Origin of the sequence: Amycolatopsis sp. NPDC101161 (assembly GCF_044768185.1) — a bacterium.
In the GTDB taxonomy this organism is placed as follows: Bacteria; Actinomycetota; Actinomycetes; order Mycobacteriales; family Pseudonocardiaceae; genus Amycolatopsis.
The window spans coordinates 357,512-384,324 of record NZ_JBIWPI010000004.1 but is presented as its reverse complement, the minus strand read 5'-3'; the positions used below and the strand labels follow the sequence as shown (position 1 = coordinate 384,324).

General features: G+C 69.5%; 27 protein-coding genes. 13 read left to right on the top strand and 14 right to left on the bottom strand.

The window, feature by feature from the left end; genetic code table 11:
* Positions 1-27: 27 nt before the first annotated feature.
* Complete coding sequence (locus ACIRSS_RS29315) at positions 28-1,119, bottom strand: PA containing protein (protein WP_400900458.1); 1,092 nt, start codon at positions 1,117-1,119, stop codon at positions 28-30.
* Between the two features lie 213 nt (positions 1,120-1,332).
* Between ACIRSS_RS29315 and ACIRSS_RS29310 the strand changes: the two genes are divergently transcribed.
* Both ACIRSS_RS29310 and ACIRSS_RS29305 read left to right on the top strand, forming a co-directional pair.
* Positions 1,333-2,427 carry an adenosine deaminase gene (locus ACIRSS_RS29310; RefSeq protein WP_400900456.1) on the top strand — a complete coding sequence of 365 codons (1,095 nt, stop codon included), beginning with the start codon at positions 1,333-1,335 and terminating at the stop codon, positions 2,425-2,427.
* 100 nt (positions 2,428-2,527) lie between these two features.
* Positions 2,528-3,739: an MFS transporter gene (locus tag ACIRSS_RS29305; RefSeq protein WP_400900455.1), complete on the top strand. Its 1,212-nt coding sequence runs from the start codon at positions 2,528-2,530 to the stop codon at positions 3,737-3,739.
* Between the two features lie 515 nt (positions 3,740-4,254).
* On the opposite strand, the gene ACIRSS_RS29300 is transcribed toward ACIRSS_RS29305, so the two are convergent.
* Positions 4,255-5,511, bottom strand: a complete 1,257-nt coding sequence (locus ACIRSS_RS29300; RefSeq protein WP_400900453.1) for a primosomal protein — start codon at positions 5,509-5,511, stop codon at positions 4,255-4,257.
* 147 nt (positions 5,512-5,658) lie between these two features.
* Here ACIRSS_RS29300 and ACIRSS_RS29295 point away from each other — a divergent pair, with 147 nt between their 5' ends.
* From ACIRSS_RS29295 to ACIRSS_RS29285, 3 genes are read left to right on the top strand one after another with little or no spacing between them, the layout of a single operon-like run.
* Positions 5,659-8,163, top strand: a complete 2,505-nt coding sequence (locus ACIRSS_RS29295; protein ID WP_400900452.1) for a DEAD/DEAH box helicase — start codon at positions 5,659-5,661, stop codon at positions 8,161-8,163.
* A gap of 38 nt (positions 8,164-8,201) precedes the next feature.
* Positions 8,202-9,263, top strand: coding sequence for a C45 family autoproteolytic acyltransferase/hydolase (locus ACIRSS_RS29290; RefSeq protein WP_400900450.1), 1,062 nt, complete (start codon positions 8,202-8,204; stop codon positions 9,261-9,263).
* Positions 9,264-9,311: 48 nt separating this feature from the next.
* Positions 9,312-9,458 carry a hypothetical protein gene (locus tag ACIRSS_RS29285; RefSeq protein ID WP_400900448.1) on the top strand — a complete coding sequence of 49 codons (147 nt, stop codon included), beginning with the start codon at positions 9,312-9,314 and terminating at the stop codon, positions 9,456-9,458.
* Between the two features lie 4 nt (positions 9,459-9,462).
* On the opposite strand, the gene ACIRSS_RS29280 is transcribed toward ACIRSS_RS29285, so the two are convergent.
* Positions 9,463-10,008, bottom strand: a complete 546-nt coding sequence (locus ACIRSS_RS29280; RefSeq protein ID WP_400900446.1) for an NADPH-dependent F420 reductase — start codon at positions 10,006-10,008, stop codon at positions 9,463-9,465.
* 68 nt (positions 10,009-10,076) lie between these two features.
* On the opposite strand from ACIRSS_RS29280, the gene ACIRSS_RS29275 reads away from it, so the two are divergent.
* Positions 10,077-10,400 carry a winged helix-turn-helix transcriptional regulator gene (locus ACIRSS_RS29275; RefSeq protein WP_400900444.1) on the top strand — a complete coding sequence of 108 codons (324 nt, stop codon included), beginning with the start codon at positions 10,077-10,079 and terminating at the stop codon, positions 10,398-10,400.
* A 55-nt stretch (positions 10,401-10,455) separates the two neighbouring features.
* Here the strand turns inward: ACIRSS_RS29275 and ACIRSS_RS29270 are convergent, their stop codons facing one another.
* Positions 10,456-11,436 carry a sugar-binding transcriptional regulator gene (locus ACIRSS_RS29270; RefSeq protein WP_400900442.1) on the bottom strand — a complete coding sequence of 327 codons (981 nt, stop codon included), beginning with the start codon at positions 11,434-11,436 and terminating at the stop codon, positions 10,456-10,458.
* 128 nt (positions 11,437-11,564) lie between these two features.
* Between ACIRSS_RS29270 and ACIRSS_RS29265 the strand changes: the two genes are divergently transcribed.
* The 5 genes from ACIRSS_RS29265 to ACIRSS_RS29245 are packed head-to-tail and all read left to right on the top strand — an operon-like array spanning position 11,565 to position 16,743.
* Positions 11,565-12,569 carry a zinc-dependent alcohol dehydrogenase family protein gene (locus tag ACIRSS_RS29265; protein ID WP_400900440.1) on the top strand — a complete coding sequence of 335 codons (1,005 nt, stop codon included), beginning with the start codon at positions 11,565-11,567 and terminating at the stop codon, positions 12,567-12,569.
* The gene (locus ACIRSS_RS29260; RefSeq protein WP_400900437.1) at positions 12,562-13,896 is read left to right on the top strand and encodes an ABC transporter substrate-binding protein; all 1,335 of its coding nucleotides are present in this window, start codon (positions 12,562-12,564) and stop codon (positions 13,894-13,896) included. The genes ACIRSS_RS29265 and ACIRSS_RS29260 overlap by 8 nt, the downstream gene beginning before the upstream one ends.
* Positions 13,896-14,828, top strand: a complete 933-nt coding sequence (locus ACIRSS_RS29255) for a carbohydrate ABC transporter permease (protein WP_400900435.1) — start codon at positions 13,896-13,898, stop codon at positions 14,826-14,828. The genes ACIRSS_RS29260 and ACIRSS_RS29255 overlap by 1 nt, the downstream gene beginning before the upstream one ends.
* Complete coding sequence (locus ACIRSS_RS29250) at positions 14,825-15,667, top strand: carbohydrate ABC transporter permease (protein WP_400900433.1); 843 nt, start codon at positions 14,825-14,827, stop codon at positions 15,665-15,667. Before ACIRSS_RS29255 ends, ACIRSS_RS29250 begins: the two co-directional genes overlap by 4 nt.
* A 2-nt stretch (positions 15,668-15,669) precedes the next feature.
* Positions 15,670-16,743: an ABC transporter ATP-binding protein gene (locus ACIRSS_RS29245; RefSeq protein WP_400900431.1), complete on the top strand. Its 1,074-nt coding sequence runs from the start codon at positions 15,670-15,672 to the stop codon at positions 16,741-16,743.
* Between the two features lie 59 nt (positions 16,744-16,802).
* Here ACIRSS_RS29245 and ACIRSS_RS29240 read toward each other — a convergent pair whose 3' ends face one another.
* Genes ACIRSS_RS29240 through ACIRSS_RS29230 form a run of 3 tightly spaced genes read right to left on the bottom strand, consistent with a single transcriptional unit; the run spans position 16,803 to position 19,466 of the window.
* A complete protein-coding gene (locus tag ACIRSS_RS29240; RefSeq protein ID WP_400900429.1) occupies positions 16,803-16,997 on the bottom strand; it encodes a ferredoxin in 195 nt (64 codons plus the stop codon).
* 37 nt (positions 16,998-17,034) lie between these two features.
* The gene (locus ACIRSS_RS29235; protein ID WP_400900427.1) at positions 17,035-18,234 is read right to left on the bottom strand and encodes a cytochrome P450; all 1,200 of its coding nucleotides are present in this window, start codon (positions 18,232-18,234) and stop codon (positions 17,035-17,037) included.
* An 11-nt stretch (positions 18,235-18,245) separates the two neighbouring features.
* A complete protein-coding gene (locus ACIRSS_RS29230) occupies positions 18,246-19,466 on the bottom strand; it encodes a cytochrome P450 (protein WP_400900425.1) in 1,221 nt (406 codons plus the stop codon).
* A gap of 178 nt (positions 19,467-19,644) precedes the next feature.
* Between ACIRSS_RS29230 and ACIRSS_RS29225 the strand changes: the two genes are divergently transcribed.
* Positions 19,645-20,295 (top strand): TetR/AcrR family transcriptional regulator, encoded by a 651-nt coding sequence (locus ACIRSS_RS29225; RefSeq protein WP_400900423.1) that lies wholly within the window; start codon positions 19,645-19,647, stop codon positions 20,293-20,295.
* Between the two features lie 243 nt (positions 20,296-20,538).
* Positions 20,539-21,228: a hypothetical protein gene (locus ACIRSS_RS29220; protein ID WP_400900421.1), complete on the top strand. Its 690-nt coding sequence runs from the start codon at positions 20,539-20,541 to the stop codon at positions 21,226-21,228.
* Here the strand turns inward: ACIRSS_RS29220 and ACIRSS_RS29215 are convergent.
* The 7 genes from ACIRSS_RS29215 to deoC form a co-directional block, all read right to left on the bottom strand.
* Positions 21,194-21,670 (bottom strand): hypothetical protein, encoded by a 477-nt coding sequence (locus ACIRSS_RS29215; RefSeq protein ID WP_400900419.1) that lies wholly within the window; start codon positions 21,668-21,670, stop codon positions 21,194-21,196. The genes ACIRSS_RS29220 and ACIRSS_RS29215 overlap by 35 nt on opposite strands.
* On the bottom strand, positions 21,667-22,413 hold the full coding sequence (locus ACIRSS_RS29210; RefSeq protein WP_400900417.1) for a hypothetical protein: 747 nt from the start codon (positions 22,411-22,413) through the stop codon (positions 21,667-21,669). The genes ACIRSS_RS29215 and ACIRSS_RS29210 overlap by 4 nt, the downstream gene beginning before the upstream one ends.
* A 22-nt stretch (positions 22,414-22,435) precedes the next feature.
* Positions 22,436-22,747, bottom strand: a complete 312-nt coding sequence (locus tag ACIRSS_RS29205) for a hypothetical protein (protein WP_400900415.1) — start codon at positions 22,745-22,747, stop codon at positions 22,436-22,438.
* A gap of 27 nt (positions 22,748-22,774) precedes the next feature.
* Positions 22,775-23,467: a hypothetical protein gene (locus tag ACIRSS_RS29200; protein ID WP_400900413.1), complete on the bottom strand. Its 693-nt coding sequence runs from the start codon at positions 23,465-23,467 to the stop codon at positions 22,775-22,777.
* A gap of 71 nt (positions 23,468-23,538) precedes the next feature.
* Entirely contained in the window at positions 23,539-24,405 is an 867-nt protein-coding gene (locus ACIRSS_RS29195) for an aldehyde dehydrogenase family protein (protein ID WP_400900411.1), read from the bottom strand.
* Complete coding sequence (locus ACIRSS_RS29190; protein ID WP_400900409.1) at positions 24,398-25,831, bottom strand: aldehyde dehydrogenase family protein; 1,434 nt, start codon at positions 25,829-25,831, stop codon at positions 24,398-24,400. Before ACIRSS_RS29190 ends, ACIRSS_RS29195 begins: the two co-directional genes overlap by 8 nt.
* The gene (gene deoC / locus ACIRSS_RS29185; protein WP_400900407.1) at positions 25,831-26,805 is read right to left on the bottom strand and encodes a deoxyribose-phosphate aldolase; all 975 of its coding nucleotides are present in this window, start codon (positions 26,803-26,805) and stop codon (positions 25,831-25,833) included. The genes ACIRSS_RS29190 and deoC overlap by 1 nt, the downstream gene beginning before the upstream one ends.
* Positions 26,806-26,813 lie beyond the last annotated feature (8 nt).

The window sequence follows — 26,813 nt, the reverse complement described above, 5'->3', positions numbered from 1 at the left end:
GGCAGGGGCCTTCTTCACGCGTGAGTCCTACTCCGTGGCTTCTTCGGCGCCTTCGCCCGTCTTGCCCTTCACGTCCGCGGCCTTCGGCGCCCGGCCGTTGCGCGAGCTGCGACGCGGCTGGCGCGGGGCCGGCGGGGGCGGGGAGATCTGCTGGACCGCGGGGCCGCCGCCGAGCATCAGCTCCGCGAACGTCGCCATCGCCTCGTCGAGCTGGCCGCCGATGCGGCGGACGCTCTCGTCGTTGCTCTTGCGGACCAACGTGTCCACCGAGTCGGTGTCCGGCTGCTTGGACAGCGTGCCCTCGACCTTGGCCAGGCCGCTCTTGACCGCGCCGTCGAGGTCGCCGAGGCTCGACAGGAAGCCGTCCTCCACCTTGTCGAGGCGGCCGGCCAGCTCGTCGAGGCGGGTGGTGACCGTCTCGAGCCGGTTGCCGAGGTTCTCCAGGCGGTCCGAGGCGTCGATCATCTCGCCGGTCTCGGTCAGCGCCGTCTTGAGCGCCTCGGTGTTCGCGCCGATCCGCTCCTTGGTGGAGCGGTCCAGCTCGTCGACCTTCGCCCGCAGCTCGTGGTCGGCGGTGTCGACGCGCTCGCGCAGCGTCGACTCGGCCTGCTCGATCCGCTCGCGGACCGGGCCGTGCACCGACTGCGGCAGCGAGTCGAGCTTCGCGTCCTGCTTGTCGAGGTGGCCGCCCAGCTCGTCGAGCCGGCGGTGGATGTTCTGGAGCTTGTCCTCGAGCCCGTCCATCCGCCCGGCGACGCCCTCGAACCGCGCGGCGACCCCGTCGAGGCGGCCGTCGAGCTGCGCGAAGGGCTTGGCGAGCTTGTCGACGATGCTCTCGACGGCGCGGGTCAGCGCGGCGATCGCGTTGTCCTGGGCCTCGAGGCGCGACATCGTCTCGTCGAGGCGCTCGGCCAGGACGCTGACCTCGGTGCGGTCGGGCATCTCGGAGAGCCGCTTGCGGACCGCGCCCAGCGAGTCCACCGGCGCGAGGCGGGCGTAGATGTCGTCGAGCGCGTCGAAGATCTGCTGCTGCTCGCTCTCACGCACTTCGGCCGCGCGCACCAGCATGTTGCGCATCCGGTCGAAGGACGGGGCGGCAATGTGGTTGTCAGTGGTCACTGCTGTGTGTCCTTCGTCGGCGGGGAAATGGAGGGACGTGCCACGAAGCTTATCGATTGCAAAAATTGCTGTCTGTATGGCCCCCGTGAAGAGCCTATTGCGGAGGCTGCCCCCGGATGGCCGATTCGTCACATGATCGTCAACGCTGAGGGTTAGCCCGAGCCTGAGACTTACGGCCATGTAGGGGAATGACAACGAGGTTACCGTTGGGGGATGCCTGACGAAAGCCCTGTTCTGACCAGCGAGACACTCCGCCGCGCGCCCAAGGTCCTCCTGCACGACCACCTGGACGGCGGCCTCCGCCCGGCCACCGTCGCCGAGCTCGCCGACGCCACCGGTTATGCCGGTCTGCCCACCACCGACCCGGCCGAGCTGGGCACCTGGTTCCGCCGGGCGGCCGACTCCGGCTCACTCGTTTCCTACCTCGAGACCTTCGCGCACACGTGCGGAGTGATGCAAACGGAGGAAGCGCTGGTCAGGGTCGCCGCGGAGGCAGTGGAGGACCTGGCCGCCGACGGCGTCGTCTACGCCGAGGTGCGCTACGCACCGGAGTTGTTCGTCGAACGCGGTCTGTCACTCGATGCGGTGGTCGAGGCCGTCCAGGCGGGGTTCACGGAGGGCACTCGCCGCGTGGCCGCGAACGGCGGCAGCATCCGCGTCGGGACGTTGCTCTGCGCGATGCGCCAGCACGCCCGCGCCCTCGAGATCGCGAACCTGGCCGTCCGCTACCGCGACGCCGGCGTGGTCGGGTTCGACATCGCCGGCCCCGAAGACGGATTCCCGCCGACCCGCAATCTCGACGCTTTCGAGTATTTGCGCCAGAACAATGCGCATTTCACCATTCACGCGGGAGAAGCGTTCGGTCTGCCGTCCATTTGGGAGGCGATTCAGCACTGCGGAGCCGAACGGCTCGGGCACGGCGTGCGGATCGTGGAGGACATCAAGACCGACGCGGACGGCACGGTCCACCTTGGACGGTTGGCCGCGTACGTCCGCGACCGTCGCATCCCGCTGGAGATCTGCCCGTCGTCGAACGTCCAAACAGGCACCGTCCGCTCGATCGCCGAGCACCCGCTCGCCCTGCTCAAGCGGCTGCGCTTCCGGGTGACCGTGAACACGGACAACCGGCTGATGAGCGGATGCACGATGACCAGCGAATTCACTACTCTGCACGAGACCTTCGGGTACGACCTCGACGACTTCCGGTGGTTCACGATCAACGCGATGAAATCCGCGTTCATCGATTTCGACGCCCGGCTCGCGCTGATCGACGACGTCATCAAGCCCGGGTACGCCGCGCTGAGCTGACCCGCCCGCTTCGGACCGCAAGCCGCTTGCGGTCCTTAGCCATGCCAACTATCGTTCACTATATAGGAAGTTGTTCTCAAATAGTGAGACGGTGGGGACGATGGCGCAGGTCGCGAAGGGTCCGGTCGAGCAGCTGCACGCAAGTTCCCGTCGGTGGCTCATCCTCGCGCTCGGCCTCGCCGCGCAAACCGCGAGCTGCTCGTTCCTCTACGGCATCCCGTTCCTGGTCCCGGCCATGCGCGAGGCGGAGGGGCTGACGCTGGCGGAGGCCGGCACGGTCGTCGCGGCGCCGAGCATCGGTCTCCTGTTCACCCTGATCGTGTGGGGCGCGGCTGCGGACCGTTACGGAGAGCGTCTGATCATGGCCCTCGGACTGGGGGCTTCGGGGTTACTCCTGGTGTACGCCGGGGTAGGAACTCACCCGGTCGGGCTGCTCTTTGGGGTGTTCTTGGCGGCGGGTGCGTGTACGGCTTCGGTGAACGCGGCGAGCGGTCGCGTCGTGATGGGCTGGTTCGCGAAGTCCGAGCGCGGCGTGGCGATGGGGATCCGCCAGACGGCCCAGCCGCTCGGCGTGGGCGTCGCGGCGCTCGGGCTGCCGCCGCTGGCCGCGCACTTCGGGTTCCGCGCGGCGGTGCTGCTGCCGGCCGGGCTGGCGATCGTCGTCGCGCTGCTGGTGGCGTGGCTGGTGACGGACCCGCCCCGGCCGCCGCGGCCGGCTTCGGGGGAGAAGCCGCCTTCGCCGTACCGGCACGCGACGCTGTGGCGGGTCCACGGCGCGAGCGCGCTGCTGGTGGTGCCGCAGTTCGCGGTGTCGGCGTTCGCGCCGGCGTACCTGGTGGCGGTGCAGCACTGGAGCCCCCTGTCCGCGGGCTGGTTCCTGGCGGTGGTCCAGGTGCTGGGCGCGGCGGGCCGGCTGGGGTCGGGCTGGTGGTCCGACCGCGTCGGCAGCCGGCTGCGGCCGATGCGTCAGCTGGCGGTGCTGAGCTGCTTGGTCATGTTGCTGGTGGCGGTGGGGGACGCGACGGGGCTGTGGCTGGTGCTGCTGGCGCTGGCCTTGGCGGGGATCATCACGGTGGCGGACAACGGGCTGGGCTTCACGGCATCGGCGGAGCTGGCGGGCCTGGCGTGGTCGGGCCGCGCGATGGGGACGCAGAACACGGGCCAGAACATCGCGGCCTCGCTGACCCCGCCGCTGCTGGGCCTGGTGATCGGCGACAGCCGGTACGCGCTGGCGTTCTGCGTGGCGGCGGTGTTCCCGGCTTTGGCGGTGCTGGTGGTCCCGGTCCGCGCGGAGCCCGCTTCGGAGGACTGAGACCCGCTCTGGGCGATGGGACGCGCGCGGGGCCTGAGGTCGGGCGCGGCTGCTGGGGCGCGCTGGGGTCGGCTGGGGTCGCCAGCCGACCCGTCCGCCCGCGGGGCCTGAGATCGGGCGTGGCTGCTCGGCCGGGTTGGGGTCGCCGGCCGATCCGTCCGCCCGCGGGGCTTGAGAGCGGGTGCGGCTGCTCGATCACGCGGGAGTAGGCCCCAGGGGCGCCTGAGATCGGGCGCGGCCACTCGGCCGCGGCGAGGCTCCCGCTGGCCCGTTCGCCCGCGGGGGCGAAGATCCGGTGCGAGTGCTCGGCTGCGTTCGGGCCGCCAGCCGACCCATCCGCCCGCGGGGGCGCCCCCCGTCTCCAGCGTATCGGCCGCCTACGACGGAAACCGGCTGCCGAAGCCGCCGCGCCCCCGGTTGTCCACAACCGCTGGAGGTTGTGGATCGGTGGCCGGCTCCGACACGACGAAGGCCGCCTCCCCAACCACGGGAGGCGGCCTTCGTGAGCTGAAAGATCAAGCCACCGTCAGGCGGTTCTCGAAGCCCTCGACGAGCTTGCGCCACGCGCTCTGCTCCGCGTCGAACGGCGCCGACGGCTCGAGGCGCGTCGGGTCCGGGCGGAGCACGAACGACACCAGCCAGCCCAGGCTCTCGTTGCCCGCCAGCGCCGTCTCGGCCGAGTCGTCGCCCGCCCAGTCGGCCGCGTCCGTGATCAGCTCGACCGCCAGCTCCAGCTGCGTCGGGTCGATCGACTCCGGGCCCTCCGCGATGTCCGCGTCCAGGCCCGTCAGCACGTACGTGTTCTCCGGGTCGACCTCGATCTCGAGCTCGCCGGCCGTCGCCTTGGCCAGGACTTCGTCCCACGTGGACACGTCCGCGAGGTCCGTGTCGGCCAAGTCCTTGCCGTCGGCCAGCGCGCGGACCAGGGCCTTCTCCGACGTGAACACGTCGATCTCGCCCTCGCTGCCCAGGAACACCGGAGTGTCGTCCAGGTAGCAGCGCAGCGTGTAGTACTCCGCGCCGGACGTGATGATCTTGATCGGGTCGATGCCCACCTCGGCCCAGAAGCCGACCGGGCCCTCTTCTTCTTCCTCGTCGTCTTCGGAAGCCGAGTCCAAGGCCTCGAGGTCCTCTTCGCCCTCGGCGCCGGCCTCGGCCTCCGCGGACTCCTCGTGGAACGCCGCCAGCTCCTCGGCCGTCTGCTCGAGGACCTTCTCGTCGACGTCCGGCACCGTCACCAGGCCGTCGATCGCGTCCAGGACGGTGTCCCACTTCGTCGACACCGTCTCGGACAGGTCGTTCCACACCTGGACGCCGACGCTCCCGGTGAACGGGAGGGTGCCCTGGTCCAGCAGCGAGAAGCCCTCGGTCGAGTCGAGGATCTCGTGCACCTCTTCGAGGTCGCAGACGTCCGCGAGCGACCGCACGATGCCGACGATCTCCGCCAGCTCGGCGATGTGCCAGACGTCCGGCTCCTCGGCGACGAGCTCGGGCACGCCGACGAGGTCGTACGTGTGGTCCTCGTCCGGGATCAGCTCCGGCACGTTCAGCGACGGCACGGCGTCCCACGCCGGGTGGTCGATCAGGTCGTGCCGCTCCGACGTGCGGACGAAGGCGGCCAGGTGCGCGGCGTCCGGGAAGGCGTACAGGTCGTCCTCGTCGCCGAGGAACGCTTCCCACTCCTCGCCGTCTTCCCGCCAGCGCGGGGCCCACAGGGTGACGACGTCGCCCTGCGGCAGCCCGAGTTCGATCGGGATGATGTCCTGTGCCATTCCTAAGCCCTCCGGTGTACCGCCCGTGTGCGCGCGACACCGTATCTCCCGGTCGAAGCGCGGTAACGCGAAGCCTACGGGTTTACCACTCGCGATGCGATCGCCCCTGCCGACTTTGCGACGAGCGGATGGCACGATGGACGTCTGATGACACTCACCGACCTCCTGCCTGCGGATCCCGACCCCGACGCCCTGTTCGAAGCCTTCACGACCTGGACGGCCGACCGGGGCATCGAGCTGTACCCGGCGCAGGAGGAGGCGGTGATGGAGATCGTCTCCGGATCGAACGTCATCCTCTCGACGCCGACCGGCTCCGGGAAGAGCCTCGTCGCCGTCGGCGCGCACTTCACCGCGCTCGCCCAGGGCCGCCGCAGCTACTACACCGCGCCCATCAAAGCCCTCGTCTCGGAGAAGTTCTTCCAGCTCATCGAGATCTTCGGGGCCGACAACGTCGGGATGATGACGGGTGACTCCAGCGTCAACCCGGACGCCCCGATCATCTGCTGCACGGCCGAAATCCTGGCGAACATCGCGTTGCGGTTCGGTGCCGAGGCGCCCGTCGGGCAGGTCGTCGCCGACGAGTTCCACTTCTACTCCGAGCCCGACCGCGGCTGGGCGTGGCAGGTGCCGCTGCTGGAACTGCCGAAGGCCCAGTTCGTCCTGATGTCGGCGACCTTGGGCGACGTGTCCTTCTTCGAAAAGGACCTGACGCGCCGCACCGGCAAGCCGACCGCCGTCGTCACGTCGGCGCAGCGCCCGGTGCCGCTGACCTTCCGGTACGCGCTCACGCCGCTGCACGAGACGATGTCCGAGCTGCTCAACGGCGGCCAGGCACCCGTCTACGTCGTGCACTTCTCGCAGGCCGCGGCCATCGAGCGGGCGCAGACGCTGATGAGCATCAACGTCACGACGAAGGCCGAGAAGGAGTCCATCGCCGAACTGATCGGCGACTTCCGCTTCTCCGCCGGCTTCGGCAAGACGCTCTCGCGGCTGGTCCGCCACGGCATCGGCGTCCACCACGCCGGCATGCTGCCCAAGTACCGGCGGCTGGTCGAGACCTTGGCCCAGTCCGGGCTGCTCAAGGTGATCTGCGGGACCGACACGCTCGGCGTCGGCATCAACGTACCCATCAGGACGGTGGTCTTCTCCGCGCTGACCAAGTACGACGGCGTCCGCCAGCGCCACCTCAAGGCGCGCGAGTTCCACCAGATCGCCGGCCGCGCCGGGCGGGCGGGCTACGACACCGACGGCTACGTCGTCGTCCAGGCGCCCGACCACGTCGTCGAGAACGCCAAGGCGCTGGAGAAGGCGGGCGACGATCCGAAGAAGAAAAAGAAGATCGTCCGGAAGAAGGCCCCGGAGGGGTTCGTCAACTGGACCGAGAGCACCTTCGACCGGCTCATCGCGGCCGACCCCGAGCCGCTGACGTCGAGCTTCAAGGTCACGCACTCGATGCTGCTGAACGTGATCTCACGGCCGGGCAACGCGTTCGACTCGATGCGCCACCTGCTGGAGGACAACCACGAGGACCGCGCGTCGCAGCGCAAGCTGATCCTGCGCGCCATCGCGATCTACCGCGCGCTGCTCGCCGCCGGCGTCGTCGAACGACTGTCCGAACCGGACGAGCAGGGCCGGATCATCCGCCTCACCGTCGACCTGCAGTTCGACTTCGCGCTCAACCAGCCGCTTTCGCCGTTCGCGCTGGCCGCGATCGAGCTGTTCGACCTCGAGTCGCCGAGCTACGCGCTCGACGTCGTGTCCACTGTGGAATCCACTGTGGACAACCCGCGACCGGTGCTGTCGCAGCAGCAGTTCAAGGCGCGCGGCGAGGCCGTGAACGCGATGAAGGCCGAGGGGATCGAGTACGACGAGCGGATGGCGCTGCTCGAGAACGTCACGTACCCGAAGCCGCTGGAGGAGCTGCTGCAGGGCGCGTTCCACAGCTACCGCCAGGGCCACCCGTGGGTCGACGACTACGAGCTCTCGCCGAAGTCGGTCGTGCGCGACATGTACGAGCGCGCGATGAACTTCGTCGAGTACATCGGGTTCTACCAGCTCGCGCGGTCGGAAGGCCTGGTGCTGCGCTACCTCGCCGACGTCTACGACGCCCTGCGCCACACGGTGCCCGACGAGGCCAAGACCGAGTCGTTGCAGGACCTCATCGAATGGCTCGGCGAGCTGGTCCGGCAGGTCGACTCGAGTCTGCTGGACGAGTGGGAGGCGCTGCGCCACCCCACGGAAGAAGGGCCGGTGTCGCACCGGCCGCCGGAGCTGCCGCCCGCGGTCACCCGCAACGAGCGCGCGTTCCGCGTCCTGGTGCGCAACGAGCTGTTCCGCCGGGTCGAGCTGTTCGCGCGGCGGGCGTGGTCGGTGCTCGGCGAGCTGGACGCGGCGTCCGGCTGGGACGCCGACGCGTGGCAAGACGCGATCGAGGACTACTTCGAGGAGTACGACGCGCTCGGCACCGGCCCGGACGCGCGCGGCCCGAAGCTGCTGATGATCGACCAGCAGCCGGACGTCTGGAAGGTCCGCCAGATCTTCGACGACCCGGCGGGCGACCACGACTGGGGCATCAGCGCGGAGGTTGACCTGGCGGCTTCCGACGAGGCGGGGATGGCCGTGGTGCGCGTGACGGACGTGGGCGCCCACTGACCGTTGCGGATTCCTGACCGGTCAGTCATCGTGATCGCATGGTGGCGACAGTGCGGGAGCACCGCATCGGCGACGTGCGCTGGACGATCGTCCGAGGTCCCCGGGAAGCCGCTTTCCACGCGCTGGGCGCGCACGCCGCGGCCGACATCCGGACCGTTTTGGACGGTCTGCCGTCGTGGCCGGTCGTGTCGCGGGCGCGGCGGTCGCCGGTGCTGTTCCGGGCGATCGAATCGGCGTCGCAGGTCGAGCACCCGGACGCGTACGCCGAGCTGACGGCGCTGGCGGCGGGCGCGGGAGTGCCGTTCGACGACCTGCTGCTGGCCAACCTGCGCGGCGACCTGGGCGCGGGCGACGGGACGGGCTGCACGGACCTGGCGTTCGCGCCTTCGCTGCTCGGCCACAACGAGGACGGCGCCCCGGTGTTCGACGGGATCGGCCGCCTGCTGACCCTGCTGATCGACGGCGAGCCGGGCGTGTGCGTGTGGTGGTACCCGGGGTTCCTGCCGTCGAACACGTTCACGCTGACGACGCACGGGCTGGTGTGGGGGATCGACAGCGTGAGCGTGGTGAAGCCATCGCCGTGCGCGGGCCGCCACTTCGTGGCGCGCTCGGCGCAGCGTGCGTCCGGGTTGGCGGAGGCGGTGTCGCTGCTGCGTTCGCGCCCTTCCGCGGGTGGGTTCGCGTACACGATGGGGCAGATCGGCTCGCCTTCGGTGACGGTGGTCGAGAAGGCAGGGCACGAGACGGCCGTGATCACTGTGGACAGTGGGTTTGCTTGGCACACCAACCATTTCCGTCGGTTGTCGCCCTCGTTGGATTCGGCTTCCGAGGAAAGCTTGGCTCGCGCCGAGGTGTGCGCGCACCTGGATCCGATCGCTCCGGACGCGAAGTGGCTTGTTTCGGCGTTGACTGGTGCTGTTCATCGGAATGCCGTCGGTGGTGACGACCTGATGACGCTGAGCACGGTGGTGACGGATTTGGCCTCGGGCGAGGTGACGGTGGTGCCGCGGGGTGGTGCGTCGCTGCGCGCCCGGGTGGCCGATCTGGCGTCCGGCGACCTGGCCGCAGTCGGTGCGCTCAACGGCGCAATCATCTCCTGACCACGGCCTCCCGGGGTTAGCGTGGACACTCGGAACCTGGGAGGGACCATGGGGAACGTGAAGCGCCTGCTGGCGGGGATCTTCGTCGCGGCCGCGGTGGTGGTGGGATTGGCCCCGGCGGCGTCGGCGGCATCGATGGTGGAGTACGCGTTGCTGGCGGCCCCGAACGCAACCGCCATCGAGTACGGCCTCTGACCGTTCAGGCCATCGGAGTCAGGATCGCCTGGGCGTCTTCGCCCGCGAACCACAGCCCGATGACGAACGCGGCCGTGGCTTCCAACAGGGCCGCGCGGTCCAAGCCGCCCGCAAGCACCGGCTTCGCGCCGATGTCGCGGACCAAGGTGCTCACCGCGTCCAGCGCCGAAGGGTCGTCGCCGCACAACGGGACCGACAGTGGGCGGCCGTCGAACACTGGTGGCGTCATCCGCCAGACGTCCACGTGGGCCAGGTTGAACGCCTTGACCACGTGGGCCTCCGTGACGATCCGCGACGCCACCGGCGTGCCGGTCAGCGCCGGGTCGTTGGTGCAGTCCACCAGCACCTTCCCGGCCAGCGGACCCGCTTTCGCGAGCACCTCGCCGATGGCCGCCGCCGGGATGGCCAGGAGGAGCACGTCGGCGAACGCCGCCACCTCGTCCCACCCTCCGGTCCGGCGGCCGGCCACCCTCAGTTCGTGCCCCGCGCGCGCCCACTGCGTGCCCAGCGCGTCCGCCATCCCGCCCGTGCCGAAGATCCCGATCCGCATGCGTCCTCCTTGTGCTTGGCTGGTACCGGCACGACGGTAGGGACACGGGAAGGAACCGAACGGTAACCATGGACTTCCTCGCCGACTGCCGGACGCGGCTCGCGTTCGACCTCGTCGCCAACACGTGGAACCCGGTGGTGGTGTGGGCACTGCGCCACGGCCCGCGCCGGCACGTCGACCTGCGGCGAGCCATCGGCGGGATCAGCGCGAAGGTGCTCACGGAAACCCTGCGGCGCCTGGAGTTCGACGGGCTCGTCGAGCGCCGCGAGAGCGCGTACGCGCTCACGGCGCTGGGCTCGAGCTTCCTGGAGCCGATCGAGGGCTTCGGACGCTGGGCCGAGGCGCACGGCGACGCCGTCGTCGCCGCTCAAGACCGAGCACGATCAGCGTGACCAAAGACAACCCCGGCGGGGGTACGGGAACCGGCCGCCCGTACTCCCGCGGTTGTCACGAAGGCGGGTTCTTCGCCGCCAAGGCCAGCAACGGGACCGCCGCCGCCGCGTCGGTGATCAGCGTTGACACCATTCCCGACCGCAGGACCGCGTCCACCGCTGCCGCCTTCGGGCGGCTGTAGCCCAGCGCGATCACCTCCGGCACCGCCATCAGCTCCTCGTGGCTGATCGCCAGCACGTGATGAGCCAACCCCGTCGACAAAGCGTTTCCCGAAGCGTCGAACAACCGCGCCGCGACCTCCGCCGTTGCTCCGCGGGCCGCGATCGCCGCTCGCTCGGCCTCGTCCAGCGCGTCGTACACCGTCGACTCGCCCGGTTGCCACGCTCCGATGCTGACCACCGCCTTCGTCAGCTGGCGGAACTGGCCGAACGTCTCCGCGATCCCCGGCTGGCGCCGCAACGTCTCCGTCGTGCGGCGGTCCGGCAGGACCAGCGGCCCGAAGATCGGGTACGCGTCGCCGCCGGACACCGAGGTCACGCGGCTGACCGTCTCGACCGACCGGCCGCGCATGTCCATCCCCGCCTGCACCCCGCACAGCTGGACGATCGGGCACCGCGGCAACGAGCGGATCGCCTCGGTCATCGCGTTCACCGACCGGGCCCACGACAAGCCGATCACGTCCGACGGCGTCGCGATCTCCTCCAGCAGCCGCGCCGCCAGCGTCCCGATCTTGGCCCGGACGACCTCCCGCGGCTCGCGCTCGGTTGAGCGTTCGAGCACGAGTGCCTGCTTCAGGCCGTACGCCGAGCGCACCTCGTCCGACAACGCCAGGTCCACCGGGGCCGGCAGCGAGAACTCCACCCTGACCAGCCCGGACTCCATGGCCGTGTCGAGCATCCGGGCCACCTTGAACCGGCTGACGCCGAACTCGTCGGCGATCTCCAGCTTGGAGCGTCCCTGCACGTAGAAGCGCCGGGCGACGGTGGCGAGCAGCATCGCTTCCGTGAGCGAGGCACCCTTGCGAGAAGCGCTCATCTGAGCACTATAGCGCGAAATATGCCCGAAAGGTTGACGTAACACCGAGGTCAGTCCTGTAATGCCTTCACATGTTCTCGACGCCATAGGTCAACGCCGCTCATATGAGCGCGAGAAAGGGGCTAGGCATGCGTGCCGCCATCGTCGACCGGCCCGGTGAGATCAGGGTCGGCGAGGTGCCCGATCCGAAACCCGGGGAACGTCAGGTCGTCGTCAAGGTCGGAGCGTGCGGAATCTGCGGGACCGACCTGCACATCGCGGACGGGCACTTCCCGCCCACCCCGTACCCCATCGTCCCCGGGCACGAGTTCGCCGGGGAAATCGTCGAGCTCGGCGCGGACGTGCCGGGCGAGTGGAAGGTCGGCGACCGCGTGGCCGTCGACCCGTCGCTGTTCTGCGGCTACTGCGGCCCGTGCCGCGCCGGCCACGGCAACCTCTGCGCGAACTGGGGCGCCACCGGCGACACCGTCAACGGCGCCTTCGCCGAGTACGTCGCCGTCCCGTCGTCCACCTGCTACCGCATGCCCGACTCGATGACCTGGGAACAGGGCGCGCTGGTCGAGCCCGTCTCCTGCGCGGTGCACGGCGTGCGCCGCGTCGGGGTCGAAGCCGGGGAGCGCTTCCTCGTGGTCGGCGCCGGCACCATGGGCCTGATCATGCAGCAGTTGCTGCAGCGCTCCGGCGCGCAGGTCACGGTCGTCGACCGCAACGAAGCGCGCCTGCCACGGGCGAAGAGCCTCGGTGCCGTCGCCACCGCGAAGGACGTCGGCGACCTGAACGGCGAGAAGTTCGACGTCGCCGTCGACGCCACCGGGGCCGCGCCCGCCATCGAAGCGGCCTTCGACTCGATCCGCCGCGGCGGCCGGCTGCTCGTCTTCGGCGTCGCACCGGCCGAAGCCCGCGTCGCGCTTTCGCCGTTCCGCATCTACAACGACGAGATCACCATCGTCGGCTCGATGGCCGTGCTGCACAGCTTCGGCACCGCGCTCGACCTCGTCGCCTCCGGTGCGATCGACACGGATTCGCTGCTCACGGACACGCTGCCGCTGGAGCAGTACCCCGAGGCGCTGGCCAAGATGCGCAGCGGCTCGGGCCTCAAGGTGCAGGTACTCCCGGGAGGCGGCCGTGCGTAAGCTCCTCACCCTCTTCGCCGCGACATCACTGCTGGTCACCGGCTGCGCGGGCGCCGGCTCGATCGGCACCGGCAACAGCACGCTCGTCATCGCGATCGTGTCCAACCCGCAGATGAAGGACGCGATCTCGCTCGCGCCGGAGTTCGAGAAGGCCACCGGCATCAACCTGAAGTTCGTTTCGCTGCCGGAAAACCAGGCCCGCGCGAAGATCACCGCGTCGACCGCCACCGAGGGCGGCGAGTTCGACGTCGTCATGATCAGCAACTACGAGGCCCCGCAGTGGGCGGCCAACGGCTGGCTCGAGAACCTCGAACCGCACATGGCGGCCACCCAGGGCTACGACGAAGGCGACTTCATCCCCAGCATCAAGCAGTCGCTGTCGTACCAGAACCAGATGTACGCGGTGCCGTTCTACGGCGAGTCGTCGTTCCTGGCCTACCGCAAGGACCTCTTCGAGAAGGCCGGGATCACCATGCCGGCCAAGCCGACCTGGCAGCAGATCGCCGACTTCGCCGCGAAGCTCGACGACAAGGCCGCCGGCGTCAGCGGCATCTGCCTGCGCGGCAAGCCCGGCTGGGGCGAGAGCCTCGCGCCGTTCACGACCGTGGCCAACACCTTCGGCGCGCAGTGGTTCGACAAGGACTGGAACGCCAAGCTGACGTCACCGGAGTTCACCGAAGCCGCGAACTTCTACGTCAACCTCATCCGCGAGCACGGCGAGGTCGGCGCCTCCAGCGCCGGGTTCTCCGAGTGCGGGACGCGCTACACCCAGGGCCAGGCCGCGATGTGGTACGACGCGACGGTCATGGCGGGCACCAACGAGGACCCGTCGAGCAGCAAGATCGTCGGCAAGTCCGGGTACGCGCCCGCGCCGGTCGTCAAGACGCAGGCCAGCGGCTGGCTCTACACCTGGGCCCTGGGCATCCCGAAGGTCGCCAAGGACAAGGACGCGGCCTGGAAGTTCATGGCCTGGATGACCGACAAGGCGTACGTGCAGAAGGTCGGCCAGACCTACGGCTGGAACCGCGTCCCGCCGGGCGTGCGCCAGTCGACGTACGACATCCCCGATTACGCGAAGGCCGCGGCGGCCTACGCGAAGCCGACGCTCGACGGCATCGCGGACGCGAACCAGCAGAAGGCCATGGCGAACCCGGTGCCCTACCCCGGCATCCAGTTCGTCGGCATCCCCGAGTTCCAGGACCTGGGCACCCGGGTGAGCCAGCAGCTCTCGGCGGCGATCGCCGGCCGCGAATCGGTGGCCGACGCCCTGAAGCAGTCCCAGGACTACGCCCAGACGGTGGGCGACTCCTACAAGGCGGTGCAGTGATGTCCACGCTCTCCGTAGACACGCCCCAGTCCCACACGCACGCGAAGGTCGAGGAGAAGAAAGGCCTGAGCACCGCGGCCAAGCGGCGGCTGCCGCTGCTGCCCGCGCTGATCTTCGTCATCGCGGTGACGCAGCTGCCGTTCCTGCTCACCGTGTTCTACTCGTTCCAGTCGTGGAACCTGGTCCGGCCGGGCTCCCGGCACTTCGTCGGCCTGAACAACTACATCGACGTCTTCAGCGACACGACGTTCCTGGTCGCGCTGCTCAACACGGTCGTGCTGACGGTGGTGTGCGTGCTGGTCGCGCTGCTGCTCGGCCTCGGCCTGGCGATCCTGCTCGACCGGAAGTTCTTCGGCCGCGGTGTCGTCCGGACGCTGCTGATCACGCCGTTCCTGATCCTCCCGGCGGCCGGCGCGCTGCTGTGGAAGACCACGGTGTTCGACCCGACGTACGGCCTGCTGCACTTCGTATTCGGCACCGACACCGACTGGCTTTCGGAGTTCCCGCTGGCCTCGGTGATGGCGCAGATCGTGTGGCAGTGGACGCCGTTCATGATGCTGCTCATCCTCGCCGGCCTGCAGAGCCAGTCCAAGGAGGTCCTCGAAGCGGCCTCTGTGGACGGTGCCAGCCGGTGGCGCACGTTCGTCTCCATCACGCTGCCGCACCTGTCCCGGTTCCTGCAGCTGGCGACGCTGCTGGGCGCGATCTACATCGTGAACAGCTTCGACGCCATCTTCCTGATGACCCAGGGCGGGCCGGGCACGGCCAGCACGAACCTGCCGTACTACATCTACCAGCGCGCGTTCGAGGGCTTCGACGTCGGCCAGTCGTCGGCGATGGGCGTGATCGTGGTGATCCTGACGATGATCGTCGCGACCTTCGCGCTGCGCCTGATGTTCCGCACCTTCTCCGTGAGCGGAGGGATCAAATGACCACGGCCGTCGCGGCACGTCCCCGCAAGAAGCAGTACGGCAAGGGCTCGCTGACCCTGGCGACCTGGGTGCTGGCGATCCTGTTCGTCTTCCCGCTGCTGTGGATGATCCTCACGGCGTTCAAGCAGGAGGCGGACGCCTACACCGACCCGCCGAAGCTGCTGTTCACCCCGACGTTCGACCAGATCTCCAACGTCCTGAACGGCGGGTTCCTGCCCTACGTGTCGAACTCGGCGTTCGTCACGATCCTCTCGACGATCCTGGTGCTGCTCTTCGGTGTCCCGGCGGCGTACGCGCTGTCGCTGGCGCCGGTGAAGGGCACGTCGAACGCGCTGGGCTTCTTCCTCTCGACGAAGATGCTGCCGATCGTGGCGGCGATCATCCCGCTGTACATCATCTCCCAGAACACCGAGCTGCTGGACACGGTGTGGGCGCTGGTCATCCTCTACACGTCGATGAACCTGCCGCTGGCCATCTGGATGATGCGGTCGTTCTTCCTCGAGGTGCCGCACGAGATGATCGAGGCGGGCCGGATCGACGGCGCGAACCTGCCGACGCTGCTGCGCAAGATCATCATGCCGGTGGTGGCGCCCGGGATCGCGGCGACCGCGCTGATCTGCGTCATCTTCTCCTGGACCGAGTTCTTCTACGCGGTCAACCTGACGGCGGCGCGGGCCGGCACCGTGCCGGTGTTCCTCGTCGGGTTCATCACCAGTGAGGGCCTGTACTGGGCCCAGCTTTCCGCCGCCGCGCTGCTGGCCTCGCTGCCGGTGATGATCGTCGGCTGGATCGCGCAGAACCACCTCGTCCGGGGCCTCTCGATGGGAGCGGTGAAGTAGTCATGGCAGCTGTCAGTTACGAGCAGGCGTCGCGGATCTACCCGGGTTCCCCGCCGGTGAAGGCGGTCGACAAGTTCGACCTCACGGTGCCGGACGGTGAGTTCCTGGTGCTGGTCGGGCCGTCGGGGTCCGGGAAGTCGACGGCGCTGCGGATGCTCGCCGGGCTGGAGGACATCGACGAGGGCGCCATCCACATCGGCGACCGGGACGTCACGCACCTACCGCCGAAGGACCGGGACATCGCGATGGTGTTCCAGTCCTACGCGCTGTACCCGCACATGACGGTGGCCGAGAACATGGGCTTCGCGCTGAAGCTGCGTGGACTGTCCAAAGCGGACATCGACGCGAAGGTGGCCGAAGCGGCGCGCCTGCTGGATCTCTCGAAGTTCCTGGACCGCAAGCCCAAAGCGTTGTCCGGCGGGCAGCGGCAGCGCGTCGCGATGGGCCGGGCGATCGTGCGCGAGCCCAGCGTGTTCCTGATGGACGAGCCACTGTCCAACTTGGACGCGAAGCTGCGCGTGGAGACCCGGGCGAACATCGCCCAGCTGCAGCGGCGCCTGGGCACGACGACCATCTACGTCACGCACGACCAGGTCGAGGCGATGACGATGGGCGACCGGGTGGCGGTGCTTCGCGACGGAGTCCTGCAGCAGTGCGCGTCGCCGCGGGAGCTGTACGAAAACCCGACGAACTCGTTCGTGGCGGGCTTCATCGGCTCACCGGCGATGAACCTGGCGACGTTGCCGCTGACCGAGGGCGGCGTCCGGCTGGGCGACGTCGTGCTGCCGCTGCCGCGGTCGGTGCTTTCGGCCGCCGGCGACCTGCGCGAGGTCGTCTTCGGCGTCCGGCCGGAGTCGCTGGAGCTGGTCTCCGAAGGCGGCTTCGAGCTGGTGGTCGAGCTGGTGGAGGAGCTGGGCGCGGACGCGTACCTGCACGGCAAGGTGGGCGACGACCGGTTCGTCGTCCGGGTGGACGGCCGCACGCCGCCGCGGATGGGCGACAACGTCCGGGTCGGGCTGCGCGGCGAAGGCGAGACCCACGCCTTCCACCCGGAGACCACGCTCCGCCTGTCCTGAAAGAACAGGCCACGGCCACCTCGCGGGAACCCCTTACCCGCGAGGTGGCCGTTCCCCCGTCACTCCTGCAGGGAGAGGGCCTGGCTGGGGCACACGTGCACCGCTTCGCGGGCCTTCTCGACCAGGTCGCCCTCGGGCTGGTCGTCGAGGACGATGACCGTGCCGTCGTCCTCGCTCTGGTCGAACAGCGCGGGCTCGGTGAGCACGCACTGCCCGGCGCCGACGCACTTGCCGGTGTCCGCGATGATCTTCATGGTCCTTCTTTCCTGTGGTGGGATGGCAGTCCGATCTCTACCAGGTCACCGGCAGCCGGTACAGGCCGTAGATGTTCGCGTCGTCCTTGAACGGCAGGTCGTCGACGTCCGCGGCCAGCGCCAGCGTCGGGATGCGGCGGAAGAGCGTGTCGAACACGATCTGCAGCTCCATCCGGGCCAGGTTCTGGCCGAGGCACTGGTGCGGGCCGAAGCCGAACGCGACGTGGTGGCGGGCGCCGCGCTCGATGTCGAGCTCGTCGGCGTTCTCGAACGCGCGCGGGTCGCGGTTCGCGGCGTAGCCCAGCGCCAGCACGCCTTCGCCGGCCTTGATCAGCTGCCCACCGACCTCGACGTCCTCGACGCACAGGCGCGCGGTGGCCGCGTCGACGATCGTCCAGTAGCGCAGCATCTCCTCGACGGCGTCGAGCGTCTTGCCCGGGTCGGCCTGGATCGCCGCGAGCTGCTCCGGGTTCTGCAGGAACGCCACGGTGGACAGCGAGATCATGTTCGCCGTCGTCTCGTGCCCGGCGACGAGCAGCAGGAAGCCGGTCGCGGCCAGCGACTCCCGCCGGTAGGTGCCGTCCTCGCGGAGCTTGACGATCTGCCGGCCGAGCAGGTCGTCCGGCGGGTTCGCCTCCTTCTTCGCGATGAGGTCGGCCATGTAACCGCGGACGGTGTCGAAGGCCGCCCGGCGCTCCTCGGGCGAGGTCGTCCGCTTGATCAGCTTCGCCGTGTGCTCCTGGAAGAAGCCGTGGTCGGCGTACGGGACGCCGAGCATCTCGCAGATCACCAGCGACGGGACCGGCAGCGACAGCGCCTCGACCAGGTCGCCCGGTTTGGGCCCGGCGAGCAGCGCGTCGATCTGCCCGTCGACGATCTCCTGGATCCGCGGCCGCAGCGCCTCCATCCGGCGGACGGTGAACTCGCCGAGCACGGCCTTGCGGGCCGGCCCGTGCTCGGGCGCGTCCATGGTGATCATCGTGCGCTCGTCACCCTTGCGCCGGAACCCGCCCTTGACCAGCTGCGGGAAGTCCGGGTGCTGGCGGTCGGCGCTGAACCGGCGGTCGTTCAGCACGGTCCGGACGTCCTCGTGCCGGGTGACCACCCAGGCCCAGCCGCCGTCGGGCAACCCCACCTTCGAGACCGCTTCCTCCTCGCGGATCTCCTCGTACGCCGGCGGCGGCGCGAACGGGCAGGTGCGGGTCATCGGGAACTCGTGCTTTTCGACGGTGGTCATGGCTTCCCCCTTCACCAGGTCACGGGCAGGCAGTACAGGCCGAAGATCTGCGAGTCGTGCTTGTACGGGAGCTGGTCGACGGGCGCGGCCAGCTTCAGCTCCGGGATGCGGCGGAACAGGGTGTCGAAGACGATCTGCAGTTCCATCCGGGCCAGGTTCTGCCCGAGGCACTGGTGCGGGCCGAAGCCGAACGCGACGTGGTGGCGCGCGCCGCGCTCGAGGTCGAGCCGGTCGGCGTCCTCGAACGCCGTTTCGTCGCGGTTGCCCGAGTAGCTCAGGCCCAGGACGCCCTCGCCTTCGCGGATCAGCTGGCCGCCGATCTCGACGTCCTCGGTGGCGACGCGCGAGGTCGCGAACTCGGCGATCGTGAAGTACCGCAGCAGCTCCTCGACGGCGTCGAGCGTCTTGCCCGGGTCGTTCTTGATGATCGCCAGCTGGTCCGGGTTCTCCAGCAGCGCGACCGTGCCCAGCGAAATCATGTTCGCCGTCGTCTCGTGGCCGGCGAGCAGCAGGAGGAACGCGAGCGAGACGAGCGAGTCGTGGTCGACATCGCCGTGCTCCTCGCGCTGCTTGCGGACCTGGCGGCCGAGCAGGTCGTCGGTCGGCTCGGCCTCCTTGGCGCTGACCAGCTGGTCGAGGTAGCCCTGCATCTCCTCGACGGCCCGCATCCGCGCTTCCTGCGTCACCTCCCGGTTCAGCAGGGTGGAGCTGCGCGACTGGAAGAAGTCGTGGTCGGCGTACGGGACGCCGAGCTGCTCGCAGATGACCAGCGACGGCACCGGCAGGCTGAGCGCGGAGACGAGGTCGGCGGGCTTCGGGCCGGCCAGGATCGCGTCGATGTGCTCGTCGACGATCTGCTGGATCCGCGGCTGCAGCGCCTTCATGCGCTTGACCGTGAACTCGCCGACGACCTCGCGGCGGGCCGTGGTGTGCTCCGGCGCGTCCATGTTGATCAGCGACGCGGTGAAGCGGCGGCGCTGCGGCCGGCCCTGCTTCGTCAGGATCGGGAAGCCCGGGTTGAACCGGTTCGAGCTGAACCGCGGGTCGGTCAGCATCTGCCGCACCTCTTCCAGGCGCGTGATGGCCCAGGCCTCCGAGCCGTCGGGCAGGCCGACGCGCTGGACCGGGCCCGCTTCGCGCAGCTTCTCGTACGCCGGCGGCGGGGCGAACGGGCAGCTGCGGACGAGCGGGAAGACGTCGCCCTGGGTGGTGGGTTCGGCGACTTCGGTCATTTCGGGCCCCCTAAAACGGACGTAAAGTATGCGGAGGATTACATTCCGGTTCTAGTCCCAAGGTACCGAAGCGGAAGGAAGTCGTCCACTAGCTAACGGGTGACCCGATGTGGATCCGGTGTGTGGCCGCTTGACCATGCGAGAATCAGGCCGCGCGATTCAGCGGAAGGCGAACGGCATGACGGCAGACCCCGAGACCACCCTGCGGGCGGACGCGCGCCGCAACCGCGACCAGATCCTGGCCGCCGCGAAGTCGATCTTCGCCGTCTCCGGGCCCGAGGTGCCGATGGAGGAGATCGCCCGCGCGGCCGGCGTCGGCGTCGGGACGCTCTACCGCCGGTTCCCGGACCGGGACGCGCTGGTGCGCGCGGTCGCGATGGACAACTTCGAGCGGGTGCTGATCGACGCCCGGGCGATCGCCGCCGAGGAGACGTCGTCGTGGCGCGCGCTGGAGCGGCTCCTGCGGCAGTCGGTCGAGCTGCAGCTGAGCGTCCAGCTGGCGATGGTGTCGCACCGGGCGCTGGCCATCCTCAAGCACGATCCGGAGGTCCGCCGGCTGCGGGACGAGATCCTGGTGGTCATGGACGAGTTCGTCGACGGGGCGCAGGCCGAGGGCAAGCTCCGCCCGGACGTCGGCTCGGGCGACATCGCGATCCTGTTCGCGACGCTGCTGCGGCAGATGCGCGCGAAGTCGCCGGAGGTCGCCGAGATGGCGGCCCGCCGGTGCGTCGGCATCATGATCGACGGCCTCAGCGCGCGGCCGGGCACCGAGCTGCCGGGCCGCCCGATCACGTCGCACGACCTGGACCCCGCGGAAGACCACGCCTGATTCCCGCTTTTTCGTGTTAGGGTTCCGCCTCGTTCTGCCGAATTGTGGTCACGGGCGGGAAAAATGCGACGAAGAATGCCGGCCTGGTTGTTGGCGATTCCCTTTCTGGCGGTCGCGGGCTGCGGTTCCGGGCCGGTCGCCGGCGCGGCCGCTCCCGTATCGACACCGGCGTCCCCTTCGCCGAGTTCGTCCCTCGCGCCCCCGACGTCGGTCCCGGTGTCGGCCACGCCGTCTTCCCGTGCGGTGGTACCGACTCCGACCCCGCCGTCGACGACACCGGTGCGCGGCTGCCGCAGCCCGGAGTTCACGACGTCGGAGGCCGACGGCGGCTGGTCGGACGGCGGCTACTACGTCCACAACAACATGTGGAACGCGGCCGAGGCGGGCCCGGAAACGCTGCGCGCGTGCGCGTACGACAACTGGTACGTCGAATCCAGCCAACCGGACTCGACGTCGGTGAAAACCTATCCGAACGTCCACAAGGACATAAACGACCAGAAGGGGAAACCGTTCAACGACTATTCGGTGATCCGCTCGACGTTCGCCGGCCGCGGCCCGGGCGTGGGCATCTACGACGTGGCGTACGACCTGTGGCTGAACGGCGTCGGCGACGGCAAGGGCGTCAGCGAGCTGATGGTGTGGACGGAGAACCTGAAGCAGCAGCCATCGGGCGACAAGCTGGCGACGTACACGGCGGGCGGCATCTCGTACGACGTGTGGGCGGACGACAGTGGGTACGTGGCGTTCGTATCCCGGTCGACGCAGTACTCGGGCAGCATCGACCTGAAGGCGATGATCGCGTGGGCGATCGGCAAGGGCCTGATCCCCCCGAACCCCACGGTGAACCAGATCGGCTACGGGATCGAGTTCTGCTCGACGGGTGGCGGGAAGGCGCGGTTCACGCTGACGGACTTCTCGGTGACGATGAGCTGAGGCGGTAGGCCCGGCGGACGGAGAACGACGTCACGCCGCCGGAGACCACGGTGACCGCGGCGACGACGAAGGTCGTGACCACCACGCCCGCGGTCAGCGGCGCGGTGCCGCCGCGCCCGCCGGTACCGACGACGATCAGGCAGCCGAAAGCATCGGTCACGATCGCGCACCACCACATCGCCAGCACGAGATTGCGCACGCCGGTGACGAACGACGGCGTCAGCCGCCCGGCCAGCGCACGCGAACGGGCGGTGAGCGCGCTCGCGCCGGCGAGCAGGAGCGCGAAAGCGCCGGCGCCGAGGAAGATCAGCCCGAAGTAGACGAGCGGATGGGTCCGCGCCGGCGCGGCGACACCGAGCCAGACCAGGGCGAGCCAGATCGCGAGCGCCAGGACCACGGCGACGGCGCCCACGGTCGGCCGTGGCGGCGAGGGCGCGCTCACTGCATCACGTGCCAATCCGACTTGTCCTGCATGGCCCCGACGTTCGACTTCGCCCACTCGGTGCCGAGGTCGTGCACCTTCTGGGCGATGGTGTTCTGCTCGGTCGAGATGGTGTTCATCAGCGACATCACGGAGACGATGGCCGTGGTGACCAGGCCGATGGCGACGCCGGCCGCCGTGGCGATCGCGGCGATGGCGGCGGGGATCCCCACCACGGTGCACGCGGCCGCGATCGCGCCGATCGCGCCGGCCAGGAAGACGCCACCGGCGACGCCCATGGCCACCCAGAACGTGTCGATGCCGTTGGCGAGGTTGTCCAGCGAACTCCTCAGCTGGTTGGCCAGGTCCTTGACCGAGTTGAGCCCGTTGACCTGGGCGGGCACCGTCGCTTTGTACGCCTCGGCGCCACGCCCTTGCCAGTCCAGGTTGGCCTGGAGCTTGTCCAGGGCGATGTCACCGGAGACGTCGCCGACCGCGTTGCCGACCTTCGCCACCCAGTCGGCCCCGACCTGGTGGAGCCGGTCGGGGCTGCCGGGCTGGTCGATCAGCTGGTTCACCCGGTCCCAGAACTCCTTCGCCTTCTGCTGCAGAAAGGCCATGCCGTCCTTGATCGGCTGGATCAGGTCGGACAGGAAGCCGGGAACCCAGTTCAGCGTGTCGTTGACCTTGGCGATGAACTCGAGGATCTTCTGTTCCAGCTCGTGGAACGTGCCGGTGCTCTGCTGGATCGCGGTACTCGTCACGCTTCTCGTACCCCTCGCTCGATCAGTGGCCGGACGCGCGCTGGATGCGCTGCTGGTGGGCGGCTTCCGTCTCGTCGTACAGGTCGGCGGCGTGGCGCAGCGCCCCGGCGAGGTTGTGGAAGTTCTCGGCGGCTTGCCCGAGCATGGTCAGCAACGCGTTCTGGGCGGAGGCGTAGGTCTTGTCGATCCCTTTGTCGACGCCGTACATCATCACGTCGCTCGGCGTGAGGCCCAGACCGCCGATGGCCTGCTTGGGCCCGTCGAGGGCCTGGCCGGCGCCATCCCAGGTCTTGGCGTCCGAGCGCAAGGCGTCGACGGCCGTCTTCAGATCCATTTCGGGTGTCTCCCTGGTGGTCGGCGCTCAGCTGCTCGGCATGCCCAGCCGGCGCATGAGCAGCTCCGGATCGCGGGCGAGGTCCATCAGTTCCGCGACCGCAGGGCCCTGCGGACCCGCGGCCAGCTCGCCGGGCGTGCTGGCGGAATGGAGGTCGCGCAGCACTTCGGTCAGCTCGCTTTCGATCTCCGTGTGCCGCACCTGCCCCGCCCACCCGGGGTCGATGGTCAGGGTCGTGAAGTGGCCGCGCTCGGCCGTTCCCCGCACGTGCCGGCCCGAGCTTTCCGCTTCCGCCGGGCGGTCGACCACTGCCGCGAGCTGCCGGGTGAACCCCGCGAGCTCCTGGTGGACGCTGTCGAGGAGCCGTTGCACGTCGGCGGCGTCGAGCCGGCCGGTCTCCGCGGGGTGGGTGCCTTCGGCGTCGCCGGCCGGCTCGATCGGGTTTTCTTCGACGCTCTTCGCGAGCGCTCGCATGGTGGCCGCGTTGGCGGCGGCGAGGACGGCGCCGTCGAGCGCGCGGGGATCTAGAGATCTACGCCAGTCGCGGGCTAGCCGAACCGCGGCGATCGCCGCATCGGCCGTGACGAGTACTTCGACTACTCCATCCGGATCGCTCCCGGACAGCGTCGGCTGGTCCTCCGGCGGCGCCTGAGGTGGCGCCGCCGGTTCGTCGTCCCAGTCCTTGTACTCCTCGAAATCCCATCGGCGCTCGTCGTTCACCAGCGTCCTCCCGTTTCGCTGTGTGACCGGGAGGTTACCAGTAGTCCGAATGGCTGTCTTGGTTACTGCTTTCAGACGCCCAGCGGGTGCCAGACCGTCTTCGCCTCCAAGTACCGCCGCAGGCGGGTCATGTCCGGCGCCGCCGTCCAGTCCGGCTCCGCCGACGGGACCGTCAGCACCCTCTTCACCGTGTTCGCCGCTTCGCGTGCCAACTCCGGCCGGTCGTCCGGGGACGCTCCCGTCGGGTCCAGCGCGTTGACGTCACCGTGGGACGCCAGCCACGGGCCCAGTTCCGCGGCCCGTCCCGTCAGGATGTTCGCCACTCCGCCCGGGACGTCCGACGTCGCCAGGACTTCCGACAGCGTGATCGCCGGCAGCGGCCGCTCCGCGCTCGACACCACCACCGCCGTCGAACCCGTGGCCAGGACCGGGGCCAGCACCTCGACCAAGCCCAGCAACGACGAGGACTGCGGGGCCAGGACGCCCACCACGCCCGTCGGCTCCGGGACCGTGAACGAGAAGTACGGGCCCGCCACCGGGTTCGCCGCGCCGAGGACCGTCGCGATCTTGTCCGTCCAGCCCGCGTACCAGACCCAGCGGTCGATCGCCGCGTCCACAATGGACTCGGCCTTCTTCGGCGCCAGACCCTCCGAAGCGGACACCTCCGCGACGAACTGGTCGCGGCGGCCCTCCAGGACCTCGGCCACCCGGTAGAGCACCTGGCCGCGGTTGTACGCCGTCGCCGCGGCCCAACCCGGGAAGGCCTTGCGGGCGGCCACCACCGCGTCGCGGACGTCCTTGCGGGACGCGTGCGCCGCGTTCGCGAGGAACTTGCCCTTCGCGTCCGTCACCGGGTACACCCGGCCGGACTCCGAACGCGGGAACTTGCCGCCGATGTAGAGCTTGTACGTCTTGGCGACGGAAATCCGGTCAGACATTCAGGTACGCCTCCAGCCCGGTGCGGCCGCCTTCGCGCCCGAAGCCGGATTCCTGGTAGCCGCCGAACGGGGCGGCGGGGTCGAAGCGGTTGAAGGTGTTGGCCCAGACCACGCCGGCGCGCAGCTGGTTCGCCATCCACAGGATCCGGGAACCCTTCTCGGTCCAGATCCCGGCGGAAAGCCCGTACGGCGTGTTGTTCGCCTTCGCGACGGCCTCGTCCGGGGTGCGGAACGTCAGCACCGACAGCACCGGGCCGAAGATCTCCTCGCGCGCGATCCGCATCGACTGGTGGACGTTCGCGAACACCGTCGGGGCGAAGAAGAACCCGCGGTCCGGGACCGGGCACGGGCTGGTCCAGCGCTCCGCGCCTTCGGCGTCACCCGCCTCGACGAGCCCGCGGATCTTCGCCAGCTGCTCGGCCGAGTTGATCGCGCCGATGTCGGTGTTCTTGTCGAGCGGGTCGCCGATGCGCAGCGTGGACACGCGGTAGTGCAGCTTCTCCAGCACCTCTTCGGCGATGGACTCCTGCACCAGCAGCCGCGAGCCCGCGCAGCAGACGTGGCCCTGGTTGAAGAAGATGCCGTTGACGATGCCCTCGACGGCCTGGTCGAGCGGCGCGTCTTCGAAGACGACGTTCGCCGCCTTGCCGCCCAGTTCGAGGGTCAGCTTCTTCGGCGTGCCCGCGACCTGGCGCTGGATCGCCTTGCCGACCTCGGTCGAGCCGGTGAAGGCGATCTTGTCGATGCCGGCGTGCTCCACGATGGACGCGCCGATGTCGCCCGCGCCCGGCAGGATGTTCACCACGCCCGGCGGCAGCTCGGCCTGCTGGCAGATCTCCGCGAAGACCAGCGCGGTCAACGGCGTCGTCTCGGCCGGCTTCAGCACGACCGTGTTGCCGGTGGCCAGCGCCGGGGCGATCTTCCAGGCCAGCATCAGCAGCGGGAAGTTCCACGGGATGATCTGGCCCGCGACACCGAGGGGCCGCGGGTTGGGGCCGTAGCCCGCGTACTCCAGCTTGTCCGCCCAGCCGGCGTGGTAGAAGAAGTGCGCGGCCGCCGTCGGGACGTCGGAGTCGCGCGACTCCTTGATCGGCTTGCCGTTGTCGAGGCTTTCCAGCACGGCCAGCTCGCGCGAGCGCTCCTGGATCAGCCGCGCGATGCGGAAGAGGTACTTGGCGCGCTCGGTGCCCGGCATCTTCGACCACACGGAGTCGTACGCCTTGCGCGCGGCCTTGACCGCGGTGTCCACATCGGACTTCGACGCGGTGCCGACCTCGGCGAGGATCTCTTCGGTGGCCGGGTTGATCGTCTTGAGCGGCTCACCCGAGCCGTCGACGAACTCGCCGTTGATGAACGGCTTGTAGTGGTCCTTGAGGTTCGCGATGGCGCGCGACTCGGGCGCCGGTGCGTACTCGAAAACTGGCATCAGTCCACCGTCACGTAGTCGGGGCCGCTGTAGTGGCCGTCCACCTGGGTGCGGCGCTGCAGCAGCAGGTCGTTGAGCAGGCTGGACGCGCCGAAGCGGAAGAGGTCCGGGGTCAGCCACTGCTCGCCGGCGACCTCGTGCACGGCGACCAGGTACTTGATCGCGTCCTTCGTGGTCCGGATGCCGCCCGCGGGCTTGACGCCGCGCAGCTCGCCGGTGCGGACGTGCCAGTCGCGGACGGCCTGCAGCATGATGTGCGTGACCGGCAGCGTCGCGGCGGGGGAGACCTTGCCGGTGGACGTCTTGATGAAGTCCCCGCCGGCCAGCAGCGCCAGCCACGACGCGCGGCGCACGTTGTCGTAGGTCGCGAGTTCGCCGGTCTCGAGGATGACCTTCAGGTGGGCGTCCCCGCAGGCGGCTTTGACGGCCTGGATCTCTTCGAAGACGTCCATGTACCGGCCTTCGAGGAAGGCACCGCGGTCGATCACCATGTCGACTTCGTGCGCGCCCGCGTCGACGGCGATCTTGGTGTCGGCCAGCTTGATCTCGCGGCTGGTGCGTCCGGCGGGGAAGCCGGTGGCGACGCTGGCGACGTGGACGCCGCTCTTGCCCAGCGCTTCGACGGCCGTCGCGACCATGTCCGGGTACACGCAGACGGCGGCGACGCGCGGGGTGTCCTGCCGTTCGGGATCCGGGCGGACGGCCTTCGCGGCGAGCGCCCGGACCTTGCCCCGGGTGTCGGCGCCCTCCAGCGTGGTCAGGTCGACCATGGAGATGGCGGTGTCGATGGCCCACCGCTTGGCGTCCTTCTTGATGCTGCGCGTGCCGAGGCCCGCCGCGCGCTGCTCGACGCCGACCTGGTCGACACCGGGCAGCCCGAGCAGGAAGCGGCGCAGGCTCGCGTCATCGCGAGTCGCGTCCACCAGCGGTGCCGGGGTGGCCGGCGCCGCTGACGTGCTGGTCGTGGCTGTCATGCCGCTGA